The organism is Nitrospira sp. ND1 (assembly GCF_900170025.1).
Classification (GTDB): Bacteria; Nitrospirota; Nitrospiria; order Nitrospirales; family Nitrospiraceae; genus Nitrospira_A.
Window position 1 is genome coordinate 871,127 of sequence record NZ_FWEX01000006.1, and the last position, 21,529, is coordinate 892,655.

The following is a 21,529-nucleotide window of genomic DNA, read 5'->3' on the forward strand; positions in this document are numbered from 1 at the left end:
CCCCTTAGACAACCAACACGAGAGGCGGAGGATCGACGAATGGATCTGCTGAAGAATGCGGTAGAATATGGAATTATTGGCATGCTGATAGCGCTCAGCATCTGGTCGGTGGCAGTGGCGGTCGAGCGGTGGCTCTACTATCGACGCGTGGACCTGTCCCAATTCACGGACATTCAAACATTTGAAATGGCGCTGACCAAACGCCTGGTCATTATAGGCACGGTGGCCGCCAATGCCCCTTACATCGGATTGCTGGGGACCGTCCTCGGTATTATGATGACCTTCCATACGATGGGAACCTCAGGCACGATGGCCGTGAATACCATTATGATCGGCTTAAGCCTGGCCCTGAAGGCAACGGCTGTCGGCCTGCTCGTCGCCATCCCCTGCGTCGTGATGAACAATATTCTCCGGCGGCGGGTCACCGAACTGCTGACGATCTATAAGGTGCAACATGGAACGCGAGGTTAATCAAATCAACGTCATTCCGCTGGTCGACGTGATGCTCGTGCTGCTCGTCATCGTCCTCACCACCGCCACCTTCATCAGCACCGGCCAGATCCCTGTGAATCTCGCCAAGGCCAAAGAGGCCGGAGATCATAAAGATGTCCCCGTCGTGGTGACCTTAACCGCGAACGGCGACCTGTTCCTCAACGACCGCCCCGTCCCACCGGACGGCCTCAAGACTGTCATGCTCGCGCACCCACGCGAATCGCTGGTGGTCGTACGAGCCGACAAAGTCACATTACTGGAACGGTTTGTCTCAGTGGTGGACGAAATACGAGGTCTTGGATTTCAGTCCGTCAGTCTGGAGGTGGTACGGCTGTGACGTCCCGCCAGCCCGGCATATCGGACCCCTTCATCCGCTTCCATGCAAGCGGATGGATCATCTCGCTCTGCCTGCACGGCAGCGCCATTCTCCTGGCCGGACTCCTCGTCGCCAAAATCGGCCTGGCTCCTCCATCTTCATCCTTTCAATGGGATGTCACGGTCGTCGGCTCTCAACCTCCGGCGACGCCTGCCCAGGTCGCACCCGGTACGCAACCACCTGCTACAGCGGTTATCCGACCGGCTCAACGTAACGCTCCAGCGGCGGCCCTGCGTCCCACACCTTCTCAGGCAGCGCTCCCGACCATACCGGCAACTACCTCAAGCTCTTCGGCAACGGTCGAGCGCAACACCATCGAAGCAGCCCTCACCCCGGCTCACCAGGCTCCCGCACAACTGCTTGAACGCGCTCCTGTGGTGTCTCCTCCCGAACCTCACGAAACGAAGGATGAACTTCAAACTTCCCTGCACACGACATCGGCACCGGTCGAGGCCCCCCCTGATCCCCGCTCACTGCCCCAGATGGCGAATCCGCCGCATGCAGACGCTCCTCTCGCCCCAGAAATGTCAGGACCGACATCACAACCGCCCTCTGAGCTCGCCACCTCTCCGGCTCAAACGGCATCGCTCGTTCCCTCGAGCAGTACGACTCAGGCTTTACGAAAACCGGATTATGGCTGGCTCGCAGGGCCTTTGCTCCAGCGGATTGAAGCACTCAAACAATATCCCGCCACGGCGAGGCTGCATCGCCTGGAAGGTCGGGTGATTGTACGGATCGTGATTCAGCAAGACGGACACATTACATCGGCCACCGTCGCAAGAAGCTCAGGGCACGATGTGCTCGATCAAGCCGCACTGGAAACCATTCGGCAGGCCTCACCGCTCACCTTGTCCCAGCCGCTCGAAAAATCCTCGGTCACGATGCAAATACCGCTCGGCTACTACCTGGATCGATAAGCTGCAGAGTTATCCCTGGCAGGGTTGCTGTTCCCAGCCTCGCAAGACCGCCTGCTTGTCGAACGTCAAGACATAGGCCCGGCAGCCGCCTCCCCGCACTTGACCACCGAAGCCTGCCGTTCCGCTGCCGCGTTCGAAATAGGTCCAGATTTCTCCCCCGCCGGTAGCCGCTTGTGTCTTATGCGGTGATCCATATCGCTTCCCGACCATCTCTTGCGTCGCCTCGTTGACCGCATCGTGAAAATATTTGGAACTACCGCTGCATGCGCTCAATACGAGCAGGCCGACTACTATCCCTGCGCGCATACCTTCCCAGCGCCGACCAGGGGCCAAGCCCCATCCGGAACGTCCGCCTTGGATGGAATTACTCGATGCCATCATTCATCCTCACCCTCCCCTTGAGATACGAAGAAACCCAGACTTTGCCGTCGCGATCTACGATCATCGCACCGACCCCCGGCAACCGCTCAACCAAGGCCAGTCCTCGCTCACGTCCCATCACAAAGATGCCGGTATCCAGGCCATCTGCGGTCAGTCCGTCGCGGGCGACCACGGTCACGCTTTGGCAGTCACGAGCCGGTTGCAAAGTGATCGGATCGAGAATGTGGTGATAGCGCACTCCATCCCGCTCGAAGTACCGCTCATAGTCACCGGCCGTCGAAATCGCCTCATCCTGAAGCTCAATAAAAGCCAGCACAGCCTCTTCATGCCTCGGATGCCGGACGCCGAAGGGAAATTTCATGCCGCCCGGCAGTCTGCCGAAGGTCCTGATATCCCCCGAGAGGGCCACGACCCCTGCAGTGGCTCCGGCCGCCTGCATGGCTGCGACAGCCATATCCGCGGCAAAGCCTTTGCCGATCCCGCCCACATCTACCCGCATTCCCGGCTTGGCCAAATAGACCGTCCTCTCTGCGACATTCAGATGTAGCGAACGCAACTCCGTCAGCGGGCGAACCGCCTGCAAGACCGCATCGGATGGAATGTGCTGCCGATCGAGAACACTCCAGGCCTCAACCGCCGGGCCGACGAGAATATTAAACCCTCCTTCCGTCAGCCGAGCCATTTCGAGCGAGGCCTCCAGCACCTTCATCGTGTCGCGGCTGAGCATGACGGCGTCCCTGCCAGCGGCAGCATTCACCTGCGAGAGTTCGCTGGTCGCAATCCAGGTACTGAGCAACTCTTCCAAGCGATGAATCTCCTGAAATCCAGCCGATGCCGCATCCTGCGCCCGCCGACGATCAGACGCCACCGACGTAATGGTCACGAGCGTACCCATCTGCATCTGCGTTCGCTTCACGACGGCAGGAGCGGATTCAGACCTTGTAGTCGCACATCCGGACGAGAACAAGAGCAGGAAGATCCCGCTCATGACTGCAAAACGATATCCCATCTCCACCTCACCACCTCCGACGAATATGACAAACAGGCTGCGCTTAACACTCAATAGATCACACAACTTCATTGGCGCAGCCCGGCGCTGATTTACGCGCACACGCGTCCATCTTCTGCGGGACGCCTGCAAAATGCAAATGTCGCCCGTCGCGCCGACCGGCAGGCAAACACTCCTTTCCCGTACCCCACTCTATCCGACACAATCACCTGTGGCAGGCGCGCAGCGCACACAAAAAAGCGGCCAACTTTTAATTGGTCGCCAGACTTGACATTCCTCCGCTGATCGGGATATTAATAATCGTTCTCAATTTCACAAACGAGACCGACCACCCGCTATGACCACAGGAAAAAGTTTGGCATCCCCTACCTGCCAAGACAGTGAGACGCGCTGCGAGTGCGGACAACTCATTGCCAAAGTCCGTGGGCAAGGCCTTGAGCTCAAATGCAAACGCTGTAAGCGCATCGTCGTCATCCCATTCACCTCAATCGAAGGCTGGGGCACCGTCACAGCATGATTCGATATATGAAAGGAGGCCTCACCACCAGGTACACCCCAGGGCATCGATCATGTACACCTGTTTTCCCTGTAGACCAGAGACCTTTGAGTCCCGAGTCCAACCAAACCCTTACTCGCGGATGGAGGATACCCATGAAAATCAGGGCAATCCTCGGGGCTCTCGTCTTAGCCAGTCTACCGGCAATGCCGGCACTGGCGGAAAACATGACCCCGGAGGACATTAAAAAACTGGTTGATGAAGCAGTCGAGAAGCGGCTTCAGGAACACGAACGACGTGAAGGCGGCATGCAACCAGGCCAGAGCGAAGCGGCCGCGTCCCCGCAATATCCTGTCGCGACCGGTCCCATCACCGATATTCGCGTAGGACGACCGGGTGAGGAAAAGGTTCCATTGGGGTTTGGATCCACCGGATCCGGCAAACTCATTTACGCCAAGCCCTTCTTAAGTGCTCCGAAAGCAACAGTCGGTGGATATGCCGATGTCATGTACAACTCGCTGTCCCGTCAAAACCTGGACAACCCTAGCCGCAATTCATTCGGCCAACAGCGGATGGTGCCTTTTATTTATGCGGATATTACCGACCATATCAAGTTTGCCACCGAAATCGAGATCGAACGGGGCGGCCAGAATGCTCCGCAGAGCGGCGATGGGTCCATGCAGATCGAGTTCGCTCAGCTGGACTATTTGATCGACGAAGCCATCAATCTCCGCGCCGGTATTCTGCTGATGCCGGTCGGCAAGTTTAACTTGCTGCACGACTCACCCTTGAACGATCTCGTCGATCGGCCGATGGTCTCTCGCATCGTCATCCCCAGCACCTGGTTCGAAGCCGGTGCCGGTATTTACGGAACCCTGTATCCCTCGTCACGCTCGAAACTGGACTACGAAGTCTATGCCGTCAATGGAATGAGCCAGACGGCCGGCGGCATTACCGACCTTGGGGTGCGAAGCGCGCGGGGCAGCGTCTCTCGTGATCGCGACGACAACAAAGCCGTCGTCGGCCGCATCGCCTTCAGCCCGATGCTGGGCATTGAAATCGCCGGCTCCGGCTACCATGGAGCGTACAAGCCGGCCGCCGGAGCCGTGGGGGCGGGCTACATCGATATGTTCGCATTGGACTGGACGCTCCAAAGAGGCCCATTCGAAATAATCGGAGAGTCCGCGTGGACGAGAATCAGCAACAACAATGCGACCGGCGTCGCCAACCGGGTCATTGGACCGGCCGGCATGCAGGGCTACTACGTTCAGGGGAATTATCACTTCATGCCGGAATTCCTCAAGAAATGGGCGCCCAGCCATTTCACCGACGCCTCTACGTTTACGGCAGTCGTGCGATGGGAACAGGTCAACACGGATACCGACGATCGCACCAAGCAGAACGCGCTGGGAGGCCAACGGAAGCTTGAGCGCTTGACCCTCGGTCTCAATTTCAGGCCGATTGAAGACACGGTGATCAAATTCGACTGGCAATTCAATACCCAGAGGGACGCAAAGGGCCTTGTAGCCGCCGGGGATCTCGGCACTGCAGGCAGCCCGATGAATGGAAACGGATTCTTAATCCAAGCAGCCACGTACTTCTAACCGGTTCCTCGTCCAGGCCGTCCCGATCGGGACGGCCTGGACGATACCGACAGAATTGATATGACACAGCACTACCGCCGACTCAGCATCCTCCTAATTCCCGCTCTTCTGACCGCCTGTGCATCCCTGGGCGGTATGCAGGAACGATTCGCCGTCTGCAGCTACGACCATGCCTGGGAAGCTGCACTTGACGCAGTCAAAGATCGTGCGATAGCGCAGCAGGATAAGGCCGCAGGCCTGATCGACACCGCGTGGCTTGAAATACCCATGCCGGGACGGACCTTTGGTGCCCTTCAGCGAGACTTGGGGGATAGCAAAGATCGGTCCCGGATTTCCCTGGCAGTCAAACGACTCGACGATGTCACAAAAATCGGCTTCATCGAAGAGCGACAACGGTGGGCATTCCGTGGCGGCTCTCGCCTGTTCGGCTGGACCGACACCGAGTCCTCGGCCCAAGTCATGACCGACGTACAGAACCGCTTAGACACCAAATTGAAGGAGCATGGATGTTCAGTACATTGAGTGCGTACCGCACCTTGACCGCAGTCGTATTGCTTCTGACCTCGTCGCTCCCGGCGCTGGCGACGGAGAAAGTCTGGGACAACGAATTGCGCCGCTTCCTGAAAGACGACGACTTCAAGTACGAAGAGTTCATGACCGAAGAGGAGGCCGTGAAGACCATCCTCCCAAAATCTCAACGTGTGCGCAAGGAACTGATCCGACTCACGCAGGACAGGAAGGAACTCATCGAACAGCGCATCGGTTGGAAGTTTCCGGAAGACTCGTTCGATCTGTATATCGGGGAGACTGGAGACAAAGTCGACGGGTATGCGATGATCCACAACACCATCGGCAAATATAAACCCATGACCTATATGGTAGGAGTGGATCCCAAAGGGAATTGCACCGACGTCGAATTGCTGGTGTTTCGGGATGCAAAGGGCAGCGAGGTCGGGAAGAAGCGATTCAACTCTCAGTATGATGGCAAGACCGTCACGGACCCCATTCGAATCAACAAAGACATTATCAACATCAGTGGAGCCACGATGTCCGTCCGGTCGATGAACGCCGGCGTCAAACGAGTGTTAGTACTGGTAGACGAATTTTACTTGAAGCCGGCCGGCTTAGGCAGCGACACGGTCGCAGTGCAGAAGGCCGAGAGAGGACTGTTGGGGACCCTATTCGGCAACTAAGGCCGTCGGGACACTGCACTGGCATGCGAAATTTTAATGCTCGATTCCGCCTGCGTGATTCGGATCGTCATATCAGGTTGTTGTATACGCAATTCCTCTTTTTGATGCTGGTGGGGTTTCTTTTTTCTTTCTTCTGGGCGCACAGCATGACCAGCTTGAGCCCACAAGGTATCGCCGACCACTACCGTGGCTCTGATGCGACCTTCGGCGAACCGATGTCGTTTCGGGAGCTGGCCGAGGTCACGCACTTTCACCTGTTCACCATGCCGGTCGTGTTTATGATTCTCGTCCATGTCCTCTATCTCACGCAGGCCAGTCATGCCACGCAAGTCTGGTTGACATGGCTTTCGTTCGGAGGCGTGGCGCTGGACCTGCTCTCCCCCTGGCTGATCAGCTACATCTCACCTATTTTTGTGCTCACAATGCTGGCCGGGGACACTCTGATGATGGGCAGCTTTCTCGCGATGATGGCTATCCCTCTCTACGAAATGTGGATTTTGAAGCAACCGCTGATGGCCGGGAAGCGAGGGGAAGAGTCATGAACGCCTAGAAGAAGTCCGTTGACTCCGTTGCGGCCAGAGGTATTCAGCCCAGAGCCCAAGATCGTGTGCAACGATCTTGGGCTCTTTTTTTTCGGAGGATTCCCATGCATCCATCGATATCGCCGATCAATGCCACAACACAGCTCATCCAGAAAATAACCCGACAGCTTGATGCCTTGGATTCACTTCAGCTTTCCAAAGAATCATTGCACGCTGTTCGCCTGTTACAACTTCGACGCCTGACGCGGAGGATCGAAACCCTCATTCCTGGACACTTCGGACATGGCGAGCGCACCGCACACTATGCCCGCTTGCTGGGCAAGGCCATCAGCCTTACGGATGACCAGCACATCGAGCTGCACTATGCAGCCCTGCTGCACGATATCGGACTCCTCACGTTACCCGGCAGACTGCTCGACGAGACAGCAACGCACAGCTTGGATGACTATGCCCTGATCCAAAGCCATCCCCGGGAAGGCGCTGCACTCCTGAGCCCCTATCGATTCCTCTCTGAGGCCGCACGCCTGATCGCTCATCATCACGAACGATGGGACGGCGCCGGATATCCTTATGGACTTCGCGGAGGCTATATCCCCTCGGCCGCCAGAATTTTGGCCATTGCGGACGTCTTCGACAGCATTGCCAATCGATCGACTTCGTTACACATGGCCCTACGAACCCTACAAGCGTCGGCAGGCTCACAATTTGATCCGATACTGACCGCCACATTTTGTGCACGGGTTCGCGATCAAGACCAGCTCCCGCCGCTACCATTCGGTGACGCGAGTGTCACCGCTCTCGCCGTTGAACCGACCCTCGACCAACCGAGTCACCAGCATATGCCCTTTTCAATGTTCTGAGGAGTCGAACGAAAACAGTCCATACCCGGCGTACGGGCTATTGGCCTCACTGATGGAGCTGAATGATGATGAACAACGCGCCTGACATCGAAATTCCAACTGATCGCCTCCGCACCCTCTCGTCCGAGCTTCGCGCACAGTCACCACACTGGGCTGATCGTCTTGAGCAGGCCACGACGGAACAGGAGCTACGCAATCTCGTGTGCGATCTCTTTAACCTGTCCCATGCCCTACCGTCCCACAGAGAGTCCGCTAATGAGACAACCACGCTGGCCGGACGCATCACCCGCTTCATCAACGAAAATCTCCATCGTGGACTGACACTCAAAGTCCTGGCAAATTTCCTTGGCTATTCGGAGAAATATTGCTCTGATCTGTTTTACCGCATCATGGGTGAATCGTTTTCCGGGTACATGAGACGACATCGGGTCGAACGGGCTCAATCACTCCTCACCACAACCGCGCAGACGTTGGCAGAAGTTGCTACAGCGGTGGGGTTCAGCGATCAGTTTGCCTTCAGCCATTTCTTCAAACGCGCGACCGGACATTCTCCCAGGGAGATTCGATCCCGGCAGGCACACTCACGGCATCGGCTGACGGTCCACGCCATGCAGAAAGCACTGTAGCCAGCGGCCAGACCAACCACACGGCTTCACTGCTTGGAGAACGGGAATGCCCCCTGCCCTGAATGGCCATGGAATACAGAACGATCGAGTCGCTTCGCAGCAGTGAGGGGAGAATGAATGCGCGGGTGATTCAAATTACCGGACGGCGGGGTTCAGCGAAGCATGTGCGTGGGGAGAGACGACAACAGAGGAAAGAGCCGGCCAGCGGGACGTTAGGGGATCCCACCGGCCGACCACCCGCGCACGCAAGGGCTACAACTTCTCAGAATGAATCTGCTCGGCCAAGTATCGATCGAGCCCCACTTGCTTGATGGTGCAGAGCTGAGTCTCAAACCAATCGATATGCTCTTCCGTATCGACGATCATCTCTTCGAGCCGACGACGGGTCGTGAAGTCAGCGACCTTTGTGCAATGGGCAATCCCGTCGCGGAGGACGTCCGCGTCGTCACGCTCGAAGGCCAGATCGGCCTCCAGCAGATCCGACACTTTCTTGCCGGCCGCAACCGCATCCAAATGATCCATCTCCGGCGCGCCACCCAGGTACAGAATATGATCGATCAAACCCGAGGAATGACTCACTTCCTCCTGAGCCAGGTGATTGAAATGTTCGTGCAGCCGGCCGTAGCCCCAATGTTTGCACAAGGCCGCATGCAGAAGATATTGGTGCACCGCCGTGAGCTCACTCACCAGCACTTTGTTCAAAATATCGAGAACGCCCTCTTTCGCTTTCATGCATACTCCCATTCCCACGCCGGGCCGGCGCTCACTTAACTCTCTTTGTGAATCTGCTCAGCCAGGTAATTCTCAAGCCCCACTTGCTTGATCGTCTCAATTTGGGTCTCGATCCAGTCGATGTGCTCATCCACATCCTTCGCCATGTCTTCAAACATGTGGCGCGTGGTGAAATCTCCCACCTTCGTACAATGCACCACCCCGTCGCTCAGAAGGGTGAGCATTTCCTGTTCGGCCTTGAGATCAAGCTTCAACTGCTCGGGAACAGTTTCCCCGACATGCACCGTGTTCATACGCTGAACATTCGGCACCCCTTCCAAGTACAGAATGTGACTGATCAGTTCGTCCGCATCTTTCATTTCATCGATGCTACGTTCTCGAACCTTGTGATGCAGCCGCTCATAACCCCAGTTCGAGCACATTTTCGCATGGACGAAATATTGATTGATCGCGGTGAGATCCGCGGTGAGGACTTTATTTAGAATCTCAATGACCCCTTGTTTGGCTTTCATAGGTCCCTCCCTCCAGCCTTGGAGCGCAATGCTTTCCGTCGGCATGTTGGTCCACGCCGACGCTGACGTGCGATCGACCGACTCTTTACTCTACACCTTAATTAGAGATTCTCGAAGCGCTTGTCAACTAGAGAAGTACGTAGAAATGAGGCGAGTTATCAACATCGCCGAGAACGCTTCTCATTCTTCTCATCAGGACAAGATCGGGAACGGCTTGTCCCGCAAGAGCTCGGCGGGGACACGAACTGGAGTCGAGGGGGGAGATGCGGAACAACTGATCGAAACGAGCGAACCGCGACAGAGGAACGGATGCGCCTTGACTATCCTGCTTCCCGATAGCCGCACTCTTCTTCATTGCGGCATTGCACTGAACGGCCGGCCTGCTTGCTGACCTTCTCAATAAGAAACGGCGCCTGACATTTGGGACAGGGCTTATTGATGGGGCGGTCCCAGAGCGCATACTCACATTGCGGGTAACGACTGCACGAATAAAAATTTCGCCCCTTTTTCGTGCGCTTCTGAACCAGATCCCCCCCGCACCCGGGCTGAGGACATTTCACACCCAGAGCAATGGCTTTGGTCGTCTTACATTCCGGATACGCGGAACAGGCCAGGAACTTACCGAAGCGGCCCGATTTCACCACCATCGGGCTGGAGCACTTTTCGCACTTCTCGTCCGTCGTCTCTTCCAGCTTGGGAACAATCTTAATCGTCCCATCCGGCAACTTTTCAAAATTTTGCGTATTTTTGCAGGGAGGATCGTCCTTATAGGCGGGGCACGCTAGGAACTTCCCATTCCGTCCCCATTTGATCTCCAACATGCGGCCGCATTTTTCACAGGGAAGGTTCGTGGGCGGCTCGACTATATCCTTCGGTCCAGGGATACCTTGAGCGAGTTCCATTTCCCTCACAAAGGGTGTGTAAAAATCGCGCACCGCTGAAACCCAGGGCTTTGTGCCCTCTTCGACTTCATCGAGCTGCTCTTCCATGTGGGACGTAAATTCCGTATCCAGCAGATCCGGAAATCCCTTCAACAGAAAGTCATTCACCGTTCTCCCGGTTTCGGTCGGGAGAAACCGCCCTTCGACCTTCTCGACATACTTCCGGTCTTGGATCGTCGAAATGATCGAAGCGTAGGTGGAGGGCCGGCCGATCCCCTTTTCTTCCAGCTCTCGAATCAGCAATGCTTCATTGTACCGGGGAGGCGGCTGGGTGAAATGCTGTTTAGAAACGAGCCCGGGCAAGGTCTGGGCTTCCTGAGCGACCAGATGCAAGGATTCACCTTCGCGCAATGCGGGCAGCTGGCGATCTGATTCGTCCTCCGCCTCCTGCTCATTCTTGGGCTTGCGCGACGGCAATTCCTTGTCGGTTCCCTCTAAGTACACCGCCGTATGGCCGGCGAACTTGACCACGGTGCCGGTCGTGCGAAACACATATCGATCCAGAGTTCCCACCGGAGACGAATCCACACGCGTCACATCCATGATCGCAGGGACCATCTGTGAGGCAATGAAGCGATTCCAAATCAGCTTATACAGGTTGTACTGGTCCTGCTCTAGGTATTGCCTGATGGATTCGGGATCGCGCGCCGCGGACGTCGGTCGAATGGCTTCATGCGCCTCTTGCGCGGCTTTCTGGGTTTTATACACGTTGGGCGTAGCAGGCAGATACTCCACTCCGAACCGCTCCCGAATCACAACTCTGGCGTCTTCGGTCGCTTCTTGCGAAATCCTCGGCGAGTCCGTTCTCATGTAGGTAATGAGACCGGTGGGCCCTTCTGCCCCGATTTCAATGCCTTCATACAACTGCTGCGCCAGCGTCATCGTCTTCTTCGGGCTGAAATGCAGCTTTCTGGCGGCTTCCTGCTGAAGCCGGCTCGTGATGAAGGGTGCGACCGGATTGCGTTTCTTTTCCTTGCGCTCGATCGATTGCACGACGAACGGCTTCCCCTGCACGGCATCCAGGATCTGCTGGGCCCGCTCGCCCGTGCCGATATCGGCATCCTGACCGTTCACGGAATGCAATTTGGCTTCGAACGCTGGTGGATTGTCCCCAGCCAACAACGCAACGATAGACCAGTATTCTTCCGCCCGGAAGGCTTCGCGCTCCTTCTCCCGGTCGCAAATCAACCGCACGGCCACGGATTGCACCCGGCCCATGCTGAGACCCCGGCGCACCTTTTTCCACAGCAACTGACTGCCCTGGTACCCCACGATGCGATCGAGGACTCGTCTCGCCTGCTGAGCCTGGACCAGCTTCATATCGATTTCACCCGGCGACTTCAGTGCCCGCTTGATCGCCGATTCCGTGATCTCATTGAACAGCACACGATAGACTTTGCCGTCTTTCTTCTTTCCCTTGCCGTGCAGTTCCTGCGCAATATGCCAGGCAATCGCCTCGCCCTCGCGATCAGGGTCCGGCGCGAGAAACACGGTGTCGACTTCCTGGGCTTTCTTTTTAATGTCGGCAAGGACTTTCGACTTGCCCTTGATCGTGACGTACTGGGGTTCAAAATCGTTTTCGAGATCAACGCCCAGCTTGCTGGTGGGGAGGTCTTTGACATGGCCGACAGAGGCCATGACGGAGTAGCCACGACCGAGATATTTCGTGATGGTCCGCGCCTTGGTCGGCGACTCAACGATGATCAGCGATTTGGCCATGCGGCTCCACGTTCCTCAGTACCTACGCCCAGACTACCACACCCACTATAACAAATATCGAGCCCTTGTCAGCTCTAATCTCTCAATGCATGCCCGATGTGACACGCACGTACTCGTTGCCGGGTAGCTGACGAATACTATTGTTCAATTCGAGCGATAACAGGATCGCCGCCACTTGAGCGGCAGGCAATCCACTGCGCCGAATCACATCGTCGACCGATTGCGGCAAGACGGACAAGACATCGTATACCAACGTTTCATCCGGGCTGAATTGCACCTTCGGCTGGGCGACGGTCCCTGCTCCCCCGGCCAGCCGCTCACGGAAGGCCGGATCAAGCTGCGGCAACAATTCCTCCAGAATATCCTGCGCCGACTCAACCAAGCGGGCACCATCCTTGATCAAACTGTTCGGGCCACGACTCTGTTCAGCTTTGACAAAACCCGGCACCGCAAACACTTCCCGCCCCTGCTCACCGGCCAATCTCGCCGTAATAAGAGACCCGCTCTCAATGGCCGCTTCCGTCACTACTACGCCCAACGACAATCCGCTGATGATGCGATTGCGCCGCGGGAAGTGATAGCTGTGCGGTGCCGCCCCCAACGGGAGTTCAGACAACACGGCTCCCTCCTGTTCAATCGTCTCCCGCAACTGCCGATGGTCAGCCGGATAGGTCCGATCCAGTCCGCAGCCCATGACGGCAAGCGTTCGCCCCTTACCGGCAAGGGCCCCGCGATGCGCGGCCGCATCGACTCCACGCGCCAAACCACTGACGATCGTAAAACCCATCTTCACCAAGTCGCGCGCCAACTCCTCAGCCACGATGCGCCCGGCGGCACTGACTTTTCTCGTGCCGACAATCGCCACGGCATGCCGATCGGTTTCCAGCAGCGAGCCCTGAACGTACAACAACGGGGGCGGGTCCGGAATCGTCCTGAGCGGCGCGGGGTACTGTGCATCAAGATACGTCAGCACCGTAACCTTCCGGCGCTGCAGCTGCTCTAATTCCTTGTCGAGTTCCCGGATCGCATCCGGAGCCGGCCCTCGACGAATCGCCTCGACTAGAGGCGGCCGGCAGCCAATCTCCTCTAACGCCGACTGCGGCGCCGAGAGCACAGCATCCGGCGCCCCGAATGCATGCACAAGCTTGAGAAGGATGGCGTCGCCCACACCGGGAATCGCGCGCAACACCAACCAGGGACGGAGAGATCGATGACTCACTATCGTCTCAACTCATCACACGTCGTCAGTGCGATGTCATGCCCGTTGTACTGGAGAAAGACCGCGTTCAGCGGCAGGATGCCCACCCGGAACAGGTACACGCCCGGTCGCTCGGCGGATTAGATCACGACCAGATCGAATTGCTCCAGATGCAACCGATCGTCGGGCGTGACCAGAATTTTTGCGCTATATCGCCGTTCGAGTTCCTCGACGCCCGGTTGCTCCTGTTCCTGCAAGAGCAGAGCAACGGCAGGATGCGCGCCGACAACCACGCGCTGCTGCTCGATCTCATGGCCGAGCCGCCGCACTTCACGGAAAATCTCGTAGGCCACCGACATCGGCGACTTGGTGTAGCCGCGACCGTCGCAATAGTGGCAGGGCTCCGACAACGAACGCAGCAAGTCCTCTCGCACACGCTCACGGGAAATTTCGATCAACCCGAGATCGGACACCCTGGAAATTCTGGTGCGGGCTTTATCAGACGACATGGCATCCACCAGCGCATGGTAAACCTTGTCGCGATTTTTCTCCCGCTCCATGTCGATGAAGTCCACGATGATGATGCCGCCGATTCCCCGTAACTTCACCTGATAGGCGATTTCGCGCGCCGCTTCCAGGTTGTTTCTGAGGATCGTTTCTTCCTGATCGCGCTTCCCGACAAACCGGCCGGTATTCACGTCGATCACCGTCATAGCCTCGGTATGGTCGATGACCAAATACCCTCCGGACTTGAGCCACACCTTGCGGCTCATCGCACGGGCAATTTCCTGCTCCACGCCCAGGTAATCGAACAGGCTTTCTTCTTTGTCGTAGAAATGAATCCGCGAGGTTTGCTCCGGCGAAAACCGTTGCACGAACCCCTTGATCGCGTTGTACTCCTCGCGGGAATCGATCAATAACCGGTCCACCCGACGACCGAAGAGATCCCGCACGACGCGGAAGCTCAGACTTAAATCGCTGTGCAACAGACTGGGAGCCGGCTGCTGATCACGCTTCGTCAATACGTCCTGCCATAAGACATGCAGGAACTCGACGTCCGAGCGCAGCTCCTCTTCCTTGACCCCTTCACTGACTGTCCGCACGATGTAGCCGAACCCCGGGCGGCGCGCCCGCTTCATGATTTCTTTCAATCGCGCCCGCTCCTCATCACGAGGGATACGACGGGAGACGCCGATATGCTCGACCGTCGGCATAAACACCAGGTACCGGCCCGGCAAGGACACATAGGTCGTCACGCGCGATCCCTTGGTGCCGATCGGACCTTTGGAGATCTGCACCATGACTTCCTGTCCCTCGGACAGCAACTCTTCAATGGGTTTTGAACTTTGCCGTTTTGGCTTGGGGACCTCCGAGTCCTTGTTATCGTCGTCGTCGCCCTCTACGAGGGTATCCCCGGGTTCGACATCCATCGAGAGGTCGGAGACGTGCATGAATGCCGCTTTTTCCAACCCGATATCGATGAACGCCGCCTGCATGCCGGGCAGCACTTTCGCCACACGGCCCTTATAAATATTCCCGACGAAATCCTGGTCTTTGGCGCGGTCGCCATAGAGGTCGGTGACAACCCCGTTGTCGAGTACCGCCACGCGGGTTTCTTCTCGCGCTATACTGATTGCTATCTCCACACCCATAGAAACTCCTTTACCCTCAGATCGGGCGGATCGGCAGACGAACGCGGACGCACAGCCCGGGTTCTTCCTCGTCTCGCCGTCAGTCCGGCACCAATCTGGTTCACATGGTTATTTCATACCCAGTCGGCCCCTGTCCAGGCATGGCCTAATAGAACAAGGTCAACCGACGTCGTTTGACGTTCAACAATAATCCCAATGAGGCCATGGTCATGATCGTGGCGCTCCCTCCGTAACTGACCAACGGAAGCGGAATGCCGACAATGGGAAACATCCCTGCGGTCATCCCGATGTTCACGACCACACAAAAACAGAGCATCGCCACAATCCCTGCCGCGAGTAACGCCCCCAAGGTGTCCTTCGCACGCGCGGCAATTTCCAATGAGACCCATATCAGCGCAATAAACAGCGCCAAGAGCACCAGCACTCCGACAAAGCCCCATTCTTCCGCGTACACCGCAAAGACGAAGTCGGTATGCCCTTCGGGAAGGAACTTCAGCTGGCTTTGTGTGCCGCCGTACAGCCCTTTTCCCGACAACTCCCCGGAGCCGATGGCAATTCTGGACTGGAGCGCATGATAGCCTTTTCCTCCTGGATCGTACTCTGGATCGACAAAGGCCATGACACGCTCCCGCTGATAGTCGTGCAGGGAAGCCCAGACCATTTCCCATACAAACGGGAAGAGCATGACGGAGAGCAGCAAAATCACCCCCAACGTCTTCGAGCGCACACCGACCATCAACAACATGGCCGCGTAGACGGCCAGAAAACTCAACCCGCTCCCCAGATCAGGCTGCTTGAGGATCAACAGCAGGCCGGGCAACACAATCAACCCCGGCAAAACCACCCGGTGCAGCCACCCCGCGCGAGACACCCGGGAGTAATAGTTCGCCAGCACCAACACCAGGACCAGTTTGGCAAATTCAGACGGTTGGAACGCGAAGGGCCCGATCGGAATCCACCGTTGGGCACCACGGCTGGACTTACCCATGACCAACACGACCGCCAACATAATCAGAATCACCGCATAAGTCGGATAGGCCAGGCGCGCAATCTTGTGATAGTCGGACAGGTACATCACCAGGAACGCGATCGTGCCCAGCAGAATCCACACGAGCTGTTTGAGATAAAAAGGAAAGGCGGTGTCCTGAGAATGCGTGACGCTGTAGATCGACAGCACCCCGACCGACAGGATGACCGCGATCAACCCCATGAAACGGAGGTCGAAACTATCTAACCCTCGACTGTCGATTACCCGATCAATCATCACGTCTTTGGTCGCGCGTCAGCGGATTTCGTCCGCCCACCAGCAGGAACTCCATTGAGGACCTCGGGATAGGCCTTCACGTAGGCTTCAATCACATCCTTCGCCAACGGGGCCGCGGCGGATCCGCCATGCCCCATGTGCTCAGCCAGGACCGCCACGGCAATGCGCGGAGCCTCCACGGGAGCAAAGGCGACGAACCAGGCATGGTCCCGAAGCCTTTTGGGAATATCTTTCTCCGGACCGGTACGGAGGGCCGCCGTTTGAGCCGTCCCGGTTTTCCCTCCGATTGTCACGAGGGACGACTTCGCTCGCGTCGCGGTTCCTTTGGTCACCACATCCGCCAGCGCCGCCTTGATCAACGCGATGGTGGCCGGCTTCACCGCCACCTTGCCCCGGACCGTCGGAGGGAATTCGGCCCGTTCTCCCGTCGCACGATTCATCACCGCCTGCACCAGACGCGGTTTGATCGACAGGCCGTCGTTGGCCACCGTACCGATGACGCTGGCCATCTGCAAGGGTGTCACAGTGACATACCCCTGCCCAATCGCGGCAGAAATCGTTTCACCGGGATACCAGGGCTGGTTGCGGGCTTTCTGCTTCCAGGCTGTGGAAGGCACGATTCCAACACGTTCGGACGGGAGTTCGACTCCGGTCTCCTGCCCGAGCCCGAACTGCTTCGCATACTCGGCGATCGTATCGATCCCCATTCGCTGCCCGACGGTATAGAAATAGACGTCGCACGAGTGGATCAAAGCCTCGTTCATATCGACTGACCCATGACCGCCTTGCTTCCAGTCGTGAAACAGCCGATTCCCGAATTGATATCCGCCGTTACACCGAACCATGGTCGAGGGAGTCACGGTGTTGGATTCAAGCGCCGCCGCCGCCATGACGACCTTGAACGTCGAGCCTGGAGGGTATTGACCTTGCGTGGCCCGATTATTCAGCGGGCGCCGCTCGTTCTGGACGATTTCAACCCACTGTTTGTTCGTGAGTTCTTTCGACAACATGTTCGGATCGAATCCCGGACGGCTGGCCATCGCCAGAATATCCCCGTTGGTCGGATCCAGCGCGACGATGGCACCCGACTCCTCCCCAAGAAGATCTTCGGCGGTTTTCTGAAGCCGGGCATCGATGGTGAGATACAGATCGTCTCCGGCGACCGGCTTGTCCGACACCACGGCGCGTTTTTCGTGGCCGAGTGCATCGACTTCCACGCTCTTCTGCCCCGCGCGCCCGCGCACCTGCCGGTCGAACCACTTCTCTACTCCATACTGCCCGACCACGCTGCCTTGATGGAGATCGGCAAAGTCCGCCTTTTCAAGTTGATCCGCCGACACTTCTCCCACATATCCCAGTAGATGCGCCGCAACCGGCCCGCCGGGGTAGTTCCGTTGCGACTCCACTTGAATCATCACACCGGGCAAATCCAACCGATGAGACTCGATCAATGTCGCCTCGCGCAACGTCAGCCGGTCTTTCACCTTGCGAGGCTGCAGCTTGCTGCCCTTGCCGGTCGACAGCTTCTTTTGAATCACCTCCGGCTCAAGGTTGAGCAACGAGGCCAATTGCGCAACCAAGGCCGGCCGATCCTTCACGTCTTCCAGCGTGACATAGAGGGCAAAGCTCGGCACATTGTTCGCCAGCAACACACCGTTCCGATCGAAGATAAGACCGCGGGCCGGCTCCAACACCACCGAGCGCGTCCGGTTGTTTTCAGACAGGTCCCGGTAATAGGGGCCTTCCCGAATCTGGAGATGCCACAGACGCAAGGCGAGCAACGCGACGACCAGCAGGAGGCCCACACGCAGAATGACCAGCCTCCGCTGGAGATCGAGGAGATCCGAATCGTTAAACCCTATCGAGGCCATGGTCGCCAGACTTTTTCCGATTGTTGCCGGGACACCCGCACGCGATTACAACGCCCCCTCCGTCACCATGCGATCGTCGGACCAACGCTGACGAAACAACAGATACAAGCCAGTCCCGACAAGTGCGTCGAACCCGGCCTGCACGAGCACCGTCGAACGCACGCCCATCCAGACCTCATCGATACCCGCCGGATTCATCGAGTAGAGAAACACGGCACTGGACAGGCAGGAAATGATCGCCAACCCGGCGGTCAACACCGCCGGAGTGATATGGGCCATATGGCGGCCCGCCAACCCGGCCAGAAACCCGCCTCCGCCCTTGGTGACCACATTGATCCAAAGATCTCCCGCAGACAACATATCCTGAAAACACCCCAGCAGGAGCCCGAGAATCAATCCGTCCAACTCGCCGCCGAGAAACCCGACGAGACAGGCGGCCACCAGACCGAGGTCAGGACGCACACCAAAGATGCTGAAGTAGTGCAACAACGTGGTTTGAAAGGGAACGACCACCAGCGCCAGGAGCAGGTACAGCAGAAACTTCATGGCTTTTTTCGATCCCCGCGAATCTCCTGCAGCAGTTTTTGCGCTGAGTCGGCATCCTCATACGGAGCCGTGATAATGAGGACTTCATCCAGCTTTGAAAGGTCCACTTCCGGCTCGATTTCGGCCGACTGAAACAGATCACCCTCCGACTTCTCAACCTGGGTCAGTCCCCCGATCGCCAGACCGCGCGGAAAGGTCCCGGTCAATCCTGAGGTGACGACCCGGTCGCCCGCCTGAACCCGCGACAACAGAGGGATATATTTGAGTCGCGCCCGCCCATGGCTTGTGCCCTCCACGATACCTTCATCGCGAGTCCGTTGCACCACTCCCGCAATCGCGTTGTTGGGATCGGTCACCAGGAGCACCACCGAGGATGTGGAATTGGTCTTCACGATTCGTCCCACCACACCTGCGGGGGTCACCACCCCCATCTCCACACGAACCCCGTCGCTTTCGCCCTTATTGAGAATCATCCCGCCATACCAATTCGTGGCATCTCTGCCGATCACCTGAGCCGCCAGAGTCTGGGACGGCGATTGCTGCTTAAAGTTCAGCAGCGTCTCGTATCGTCGCGTGGCCGCGACGGATTCGCGCAGCTGATTGTTCTGTCCCTTGAGCAACTCGAGGTCGCGATGAAGCTGGCGGTTCTCTTCCTGGACACTCTGCAGGGCAAGATACGCATTCCAGGTTTCTGAAATGCCGTGATCGACAGAAGAAAACGCGGCGAGAGGAACACTGAGGATCTGACCGAGCGGTCCGCCGACGTACTGAAGCAACCTCTGGCTTTGACTAGGAAGAAGAAAAAGGGCGACGAGCAAGCAGGCGAACAGCACTATAGCAAGACGCCTGGTGCCGTATGTTGAGCGCGATATAGCCATCCACACTCGGGATGGAGATCATCGAGAGGTACTGCACTGCGACATAACCGATACCTTACGAAGGAGGTCCAGCTCGTCAAGAATCTTCCCGACCCCCAGAACCACAGAGGTCAACGGGTCATCGACCGTAATGATCGGAAGATTTGTTTCTTCACGGAACCGAGTATCCATTCCCTTCAGCAAGGATCCGCCGCCAGTCAGTACGATACCGCGATCGATGATGTCTCCGGCCAATTCAGGCGGTGTGTTTTCAAGCGCCACCTTGATGGCATTGACGATGGTTCCAATGGGTTCCTGCAACGCTTCTCTGACTTCGGCATCATCCACCACCAGCGTGCGGGGAATACCGGAAATCAGATCGCGTCCTTTGATCATCATAGTCTTGCGCTCCTCGAAGGGGTACGCCGAACCGATCTCGAACTTGATACGCTCGGCCATGTGCTCCCCGATGAGGAGATTATACTTCTTCTTGATGTAGTTCATGATGGCATCGTCCATCCGGTCTCCGGCCACCTTGACCGACTCGCTATACACGATGCCGCCCAGGGAGATGACCGCGATGTCCGTCGTACCACCGCCGATATCCACCACCATGTTCCCGGACGGTTCGGTAATCGGCAACCCTGCACCGATCGCCGCCGCGACCGGCTCCTCGATCAAATACACTTCGCGGGCTCCCGCCAGTTCGGCCGAATCACGGACGGCCCGTTGTTCTACCTGCGTAATCCGCGACGGTACACCGATGATGATGCGGGGCCGCACAAACGCCGTTCGGTTATGCGCCTTCTGAATGAAGTGGCTGAGCATCGCCTCGGCTTTTTCGAAATCGGCGATGACGCCTTCCTTCATCGGACGTACCGCAAGGATATTCCCCGGGGTGCGTCCCAACATGCGCTTCGCATCGGCGCCGACCGCCATCACACGCTCCGTCTTTTTCTCCACGGCGACCACGGAAGGCTCGTTTAAGACGATGCCTTTTCCCTGGACATACACGAGAGTTGTCGCCGTCCCCAAATCGATCGCCAGATCGTTGGAGAACCACCCGAACATGTCACTCATGAAGCCCACTAGGACTCTCCCTTCAAACGATTCCTGCGATCAACCACACCGTCCCGCTTAATCCGACACATCCAGTTGTCCGCTCTCCAGCACCTGGGTTTTGGCGATCTCATCGCCCAATCGCCGGCCCTGCTCATTCCCGATGACCAGCAACCCTTCCAGCGAGAGTACGGCGCCCCATCCGATCCATCCGACATACGGTATTTCAAATGCCAACTGGGCAAGACCGCAAGGCAGATTACGGATGATCGATTCTCGGAACCCTGCCGGGTCCCGGGTACGGGGCACGATGGTCTGGAGCCCGATGAGCCGCTTCCCGACACTGCGACCGCCGCCGAATCCGTCGGCCAGCAAGAGATAGGCAAGTCCGGCCAGGACACCGATCGGAGGAACCAACTTACTCACCGCCGCGACGATCAGGAGATCGATCATTTTGGCAATGAAGCGATTCAGCACCTGGGCCTTGGGATAGACGCCCAGTTCGAGCGGGCTGTGCCCGATTGCCTCCTCCACCACCGGAGATCTCTCCAATTCTTCGACACTATAGCAAATCTCTTTCACCTGCACAAACAAAGTCGCAATCTTGCCGCGCGCGCCGTTCATGCGTCTTCCTCTTGCCTTTGTGATCGTCGCCTGAGTAGAATCCGCGAAACCTTGCCGA

General features: G+C 57.5%; 22 protein-coding genes. 9 read left to right on the plus strand and 13 right to left on the minus strand.

Going from position 1 to position 21,529, the window contains the following annotated elements; all coding sequences use genetic code 11:
* Positions 1–39 precede the first annotated feature (39 nt).
* From exbB to NSND_RS20925, 3 genes are read left to right on the plus strand one after another with little or no spacing between them, the layout of a single operon-like run.
* Positions 40–471, plus strand: coding sequence for a TonB-system energizer ExbB (gene exbB / locus NSND_RS08845; protein WP_080878673.1), 432 nt, complete (start codon positions 40–42; stop codon positions 469–471).
* Entirely contained in the window at positions 455–829 is a 375-nt protein-coding gene (locus tag NSND_RS08850; protein WP_013247619.1) for an ExbD/TolR family protein, read from the plus strand. The genes exbB and NSND_RS08850 overlap by 17 nt, the downstream gene beginning before the upstream one ends.
* On the plus strand, positions 826–1,785 hold the full coding sequence (locus NSND_RS20925; protein WP_143833478.1) for an energy transducer TonB: 960 nt from the start codon (positions 826–828) through the stop codon (positions 1,783–1,785). The genes NSND_RS08850 and NSND_RS20925 overlap by 4 nt, the downstream gene beginning before the upstream one ends.
* Before the next feature lie 9 nt (positions 1,786–1,794).
* Here NSND_RS20925 and NSND_RS20930 read toward each other — a convergent pair whose 3' ends face one another.
* Positions 1,795–2,166: a hypothetical protein gene (locus tag NSND_RS20930; protein WP_143833479.1), complete on the minus strand. Its 372-nt coding sequence runs from the start codon at positions 2,164–2,166 to the stop codon at positions 1,795–1,797.
* On the minus strand, positions 2,150–3,175 hold the full coding sequence (locus NSND_RS08865) for an FAD:protein FMN transferase (RefSeq protein ID WP_235000211.1): 1,026 nt from the start codon (positions 3,173–3,175) through the stop codon (positions 2,150–2,152). The genes NSND_RS20930 and NSND_RS08865 overlap by 17 nt, the downstream gene beginning before the upstream one ends.
* A gap of 651 nt (positions 3,176–3,826) precedes the next feature.
* Here NSND_RS08865 and NSND_RS08870 point away from each other — a divergent pair.
* The 6 genes from NSND_RS08870 to NSND_RS08895 all read left to right on the plus strand — a co-directional run bounded on the left by NSND_RS08870 (position 3,827) and on the right by NSND_RS08895 (position 8,496).
* Positions 3,827–5,275, plus strand: coding sequence for a porin (locus NSND_RS08870; protein WP_080878677.1), 1,449 nt, complete (start codon positions 3,827–3,829; stop codon positions 5,273–5,275).
* Positions 5,276–5,335: 60 nt separating this feature from the next.
* Positions 5,336–5,797, plus strand: coding sequence for a hypothetical protein (locus NSND_RS08875; RefSeq protein WP_080878678.1), 462 nt, complete (start codon positions 5,336–5,338; stop codon positions 5,795–5,797).
* Complete coding sequence (locus NSND_RS08880) at positions 5,782–6,468, plus strand: FMN-binding protein (protein WP_080878679.1); 687 nt, start codon at positions 5,782–5,784, stop codon at positions 6,466–6,468. Before NSND_RS08875 ends, NSND_RS08880 begins: the two co-directional genes overlap by 16 nt.
* Before the next feature lie 23 nt (positions 6,469–6,491).
* The gene (locus tag NSND_RS08885; RefSeq protein WP_080878680.1) at positions 6,492–7,010 is read left to right on the plus strand and encodes a hypothetical protein; all 519 of its coding nucleotides are present in this window, start codon (positions 6,492–6,494) and stop codon (positions 7,008–7,010) included.
* Between the two features lie 104 nt (positions 7,011–7,114).
* Complete coding sequence (locus NSND_RS08890) at positions 7,115–7,870, plus strand: HD-GYP domain-containing protein (protein WP_080878681.1); 756 nt, start codon at positions 7,115–7,117, stop codon at positions 7,868–7,870.
* Between the two features lie 62 nt (positions 7,871–7,932).
* On the plus strand, positions 7,933–8,496 hold the full coding sequence (locus NSND_RS08895) for a helix-turn-helix transcriptional regulator (protein WP_080878682.1): 564 nt from the start codon (positions 7,933–7,935) through the stop codon (positions 8,494–8,496).
* Positions 8,497–8,748: 252 nt separating this feature from the next.
* Here NSND_RS08895 and bfr (NSND_RS08900) read toward each other — a convergent pair whose 3' ends face one another.
* The 11 genes from bfr (NSND_RS08900) to NSND_RS08950 all read right to left on the minus strand — a co-directional run bounded on the left by bfr (NSND_RS08900) (position 8,749) and on the right by NSND_RS08950 (position 21,471).
* Positions 8,749–9,228 carry a bacterioferritin gene (gene bfr / locus NSND_RS08900; RefSeq protein ID WP_080878683.1) on the minus strand — a complete coding sequence of 160 codons (480 nt, stop codon included), beginning with the start codon at positions 9,226–9,228 and terminating at the stop codon, positions 8,749–8,751.
* A gap of 35 nt (positions 9,229–9,263) precedes the next feature.
* Positions 9,264–9,740 carry a bacterioferritin gene (gene bfr / locus NSND_RS08905; RefSeq protein ID WP_080878684.1) on the minus strand — a complete coding sequence of 159 codons (477 nt, stop codon included), beginning with the start codon at positions 9,738–9,740 and terminating at the stop codon, positions 9,264–9,266.
* A 320-nt stretch (positions 9,741–10,060) separates the two neighbouring features.
* Positions 10,061–12,400, minus strand: a complete 2,340-nt coding sequence (topA, locus tag NSND_RS08910) for a type I DNA topoisomerase (RefSeq protein ID WP_080878685.1) — start codon at positions 12,398–12,400, stop codon at positions 10,061–10,063.
* Positions 12,401–12,482: 82 nt separating this feature from the next.
* Positions 12,483–13,619 carry a DNA-processing protein DprA gene (dprA, locus tag NSND_RS08915; protein WP_080878686.1) on the minus strand — a complete coding sequence of 379 codons (1,137 nt, stop codon included), beginning with the start codon at positions 13,617–13,619 and terminating at the stop codon, positions 12,483–12,485.
* A 119-nt stretch (positions 13,620–13,738) separates the two neighbouring features.
* Positions 13,739–15,250 carry an Rne/Rng family ribonuclease gene (locus NSND_RS08920; protein ID WP_080878687.1) on the minus strand — a complete coding sequence of 504 codons (1,512 nt, stop codon included), beginning with the start codon at positions 15,248–15,250 and terminating at the stop codon, positions 13,739–13,741.
* A 145-nt stretch (positions 15,251–15,395) separates the two neighbouring features.
* The gene (rodA, locus tag NSND_RS08925) at positions 15,396–16,514 is read right to left on the minus strand and encodes a rod shape-determining protein RodA (protein WP_080878688.1); all 1,119 of its coding nucleotides are present in this window, start codon (positions 16,512–16,514) and stop codon (positions 15,396–15,398) included.
* Positions 16,514–18,385: a penicillin-binding protein 2 gene (gene mrdA / locus NSND_RS08930; protein ID WP_080878689.1), complete on the minus strand. Its 1,872-nt coding sequence runs from the start codon at positions 18,383–18,385 to the stop codon at positions 16,514–16,516. Before mrdA ends, rodA begins: the two co-directional genes overlap by 1 nt.
* Before the next feature lie 45 nt (positions 18,386–18,430).
* Positions 18,431–18,931: a hypothetical protein gene (locus NSND_RS08935; protein ID WP_080878690.1), complete on the minus strand. Its 501-nt coding sequence runs from the start codon at positions 18,929–18,931 to the stop codon at positions 18,431–18,433.
* Positions 18,928–19,809: a rod shape-determining protein MreC gene (gene mreC / locus NSND_RS08940; protein ID WP_080878691.1), complete on the minus strand. Its 882-nt coding sequence runs from the start codon at positions 19,807–19,809 to the stop codon at positions 18,928–18,930. The genes NSND_RS08935 and mreC overlap by 4 nt, the downstream gene beginning before the upstream one ends.
* 18 nt (positions 19,810–19,827) lie before the next feature.
* Complete coding sequence (locus NSND_RS08945; protein WP_041187019.1) at positions 19,828–20,859, minus strand: rod shape-determining protein; 1,032 nt, start codon at positions 20,857–20,859, stop codon at positions 19,828–19,830.
* A 66-nt stretch (positions 20,860–20,925) separates the two neighbouring features.
* Complete coding sequence (locus tag NSND_RS08950) at positions 20,926–21,471, minus strand: RDD family protein (RefSeq protein ID WP_080878692.1); 546 nt, start codon at positions 21,469–21,471, stop codon at positions 20,926–20,928.
* Positions 21,472–21,529 lie beyond the last annotated feature (58 nt).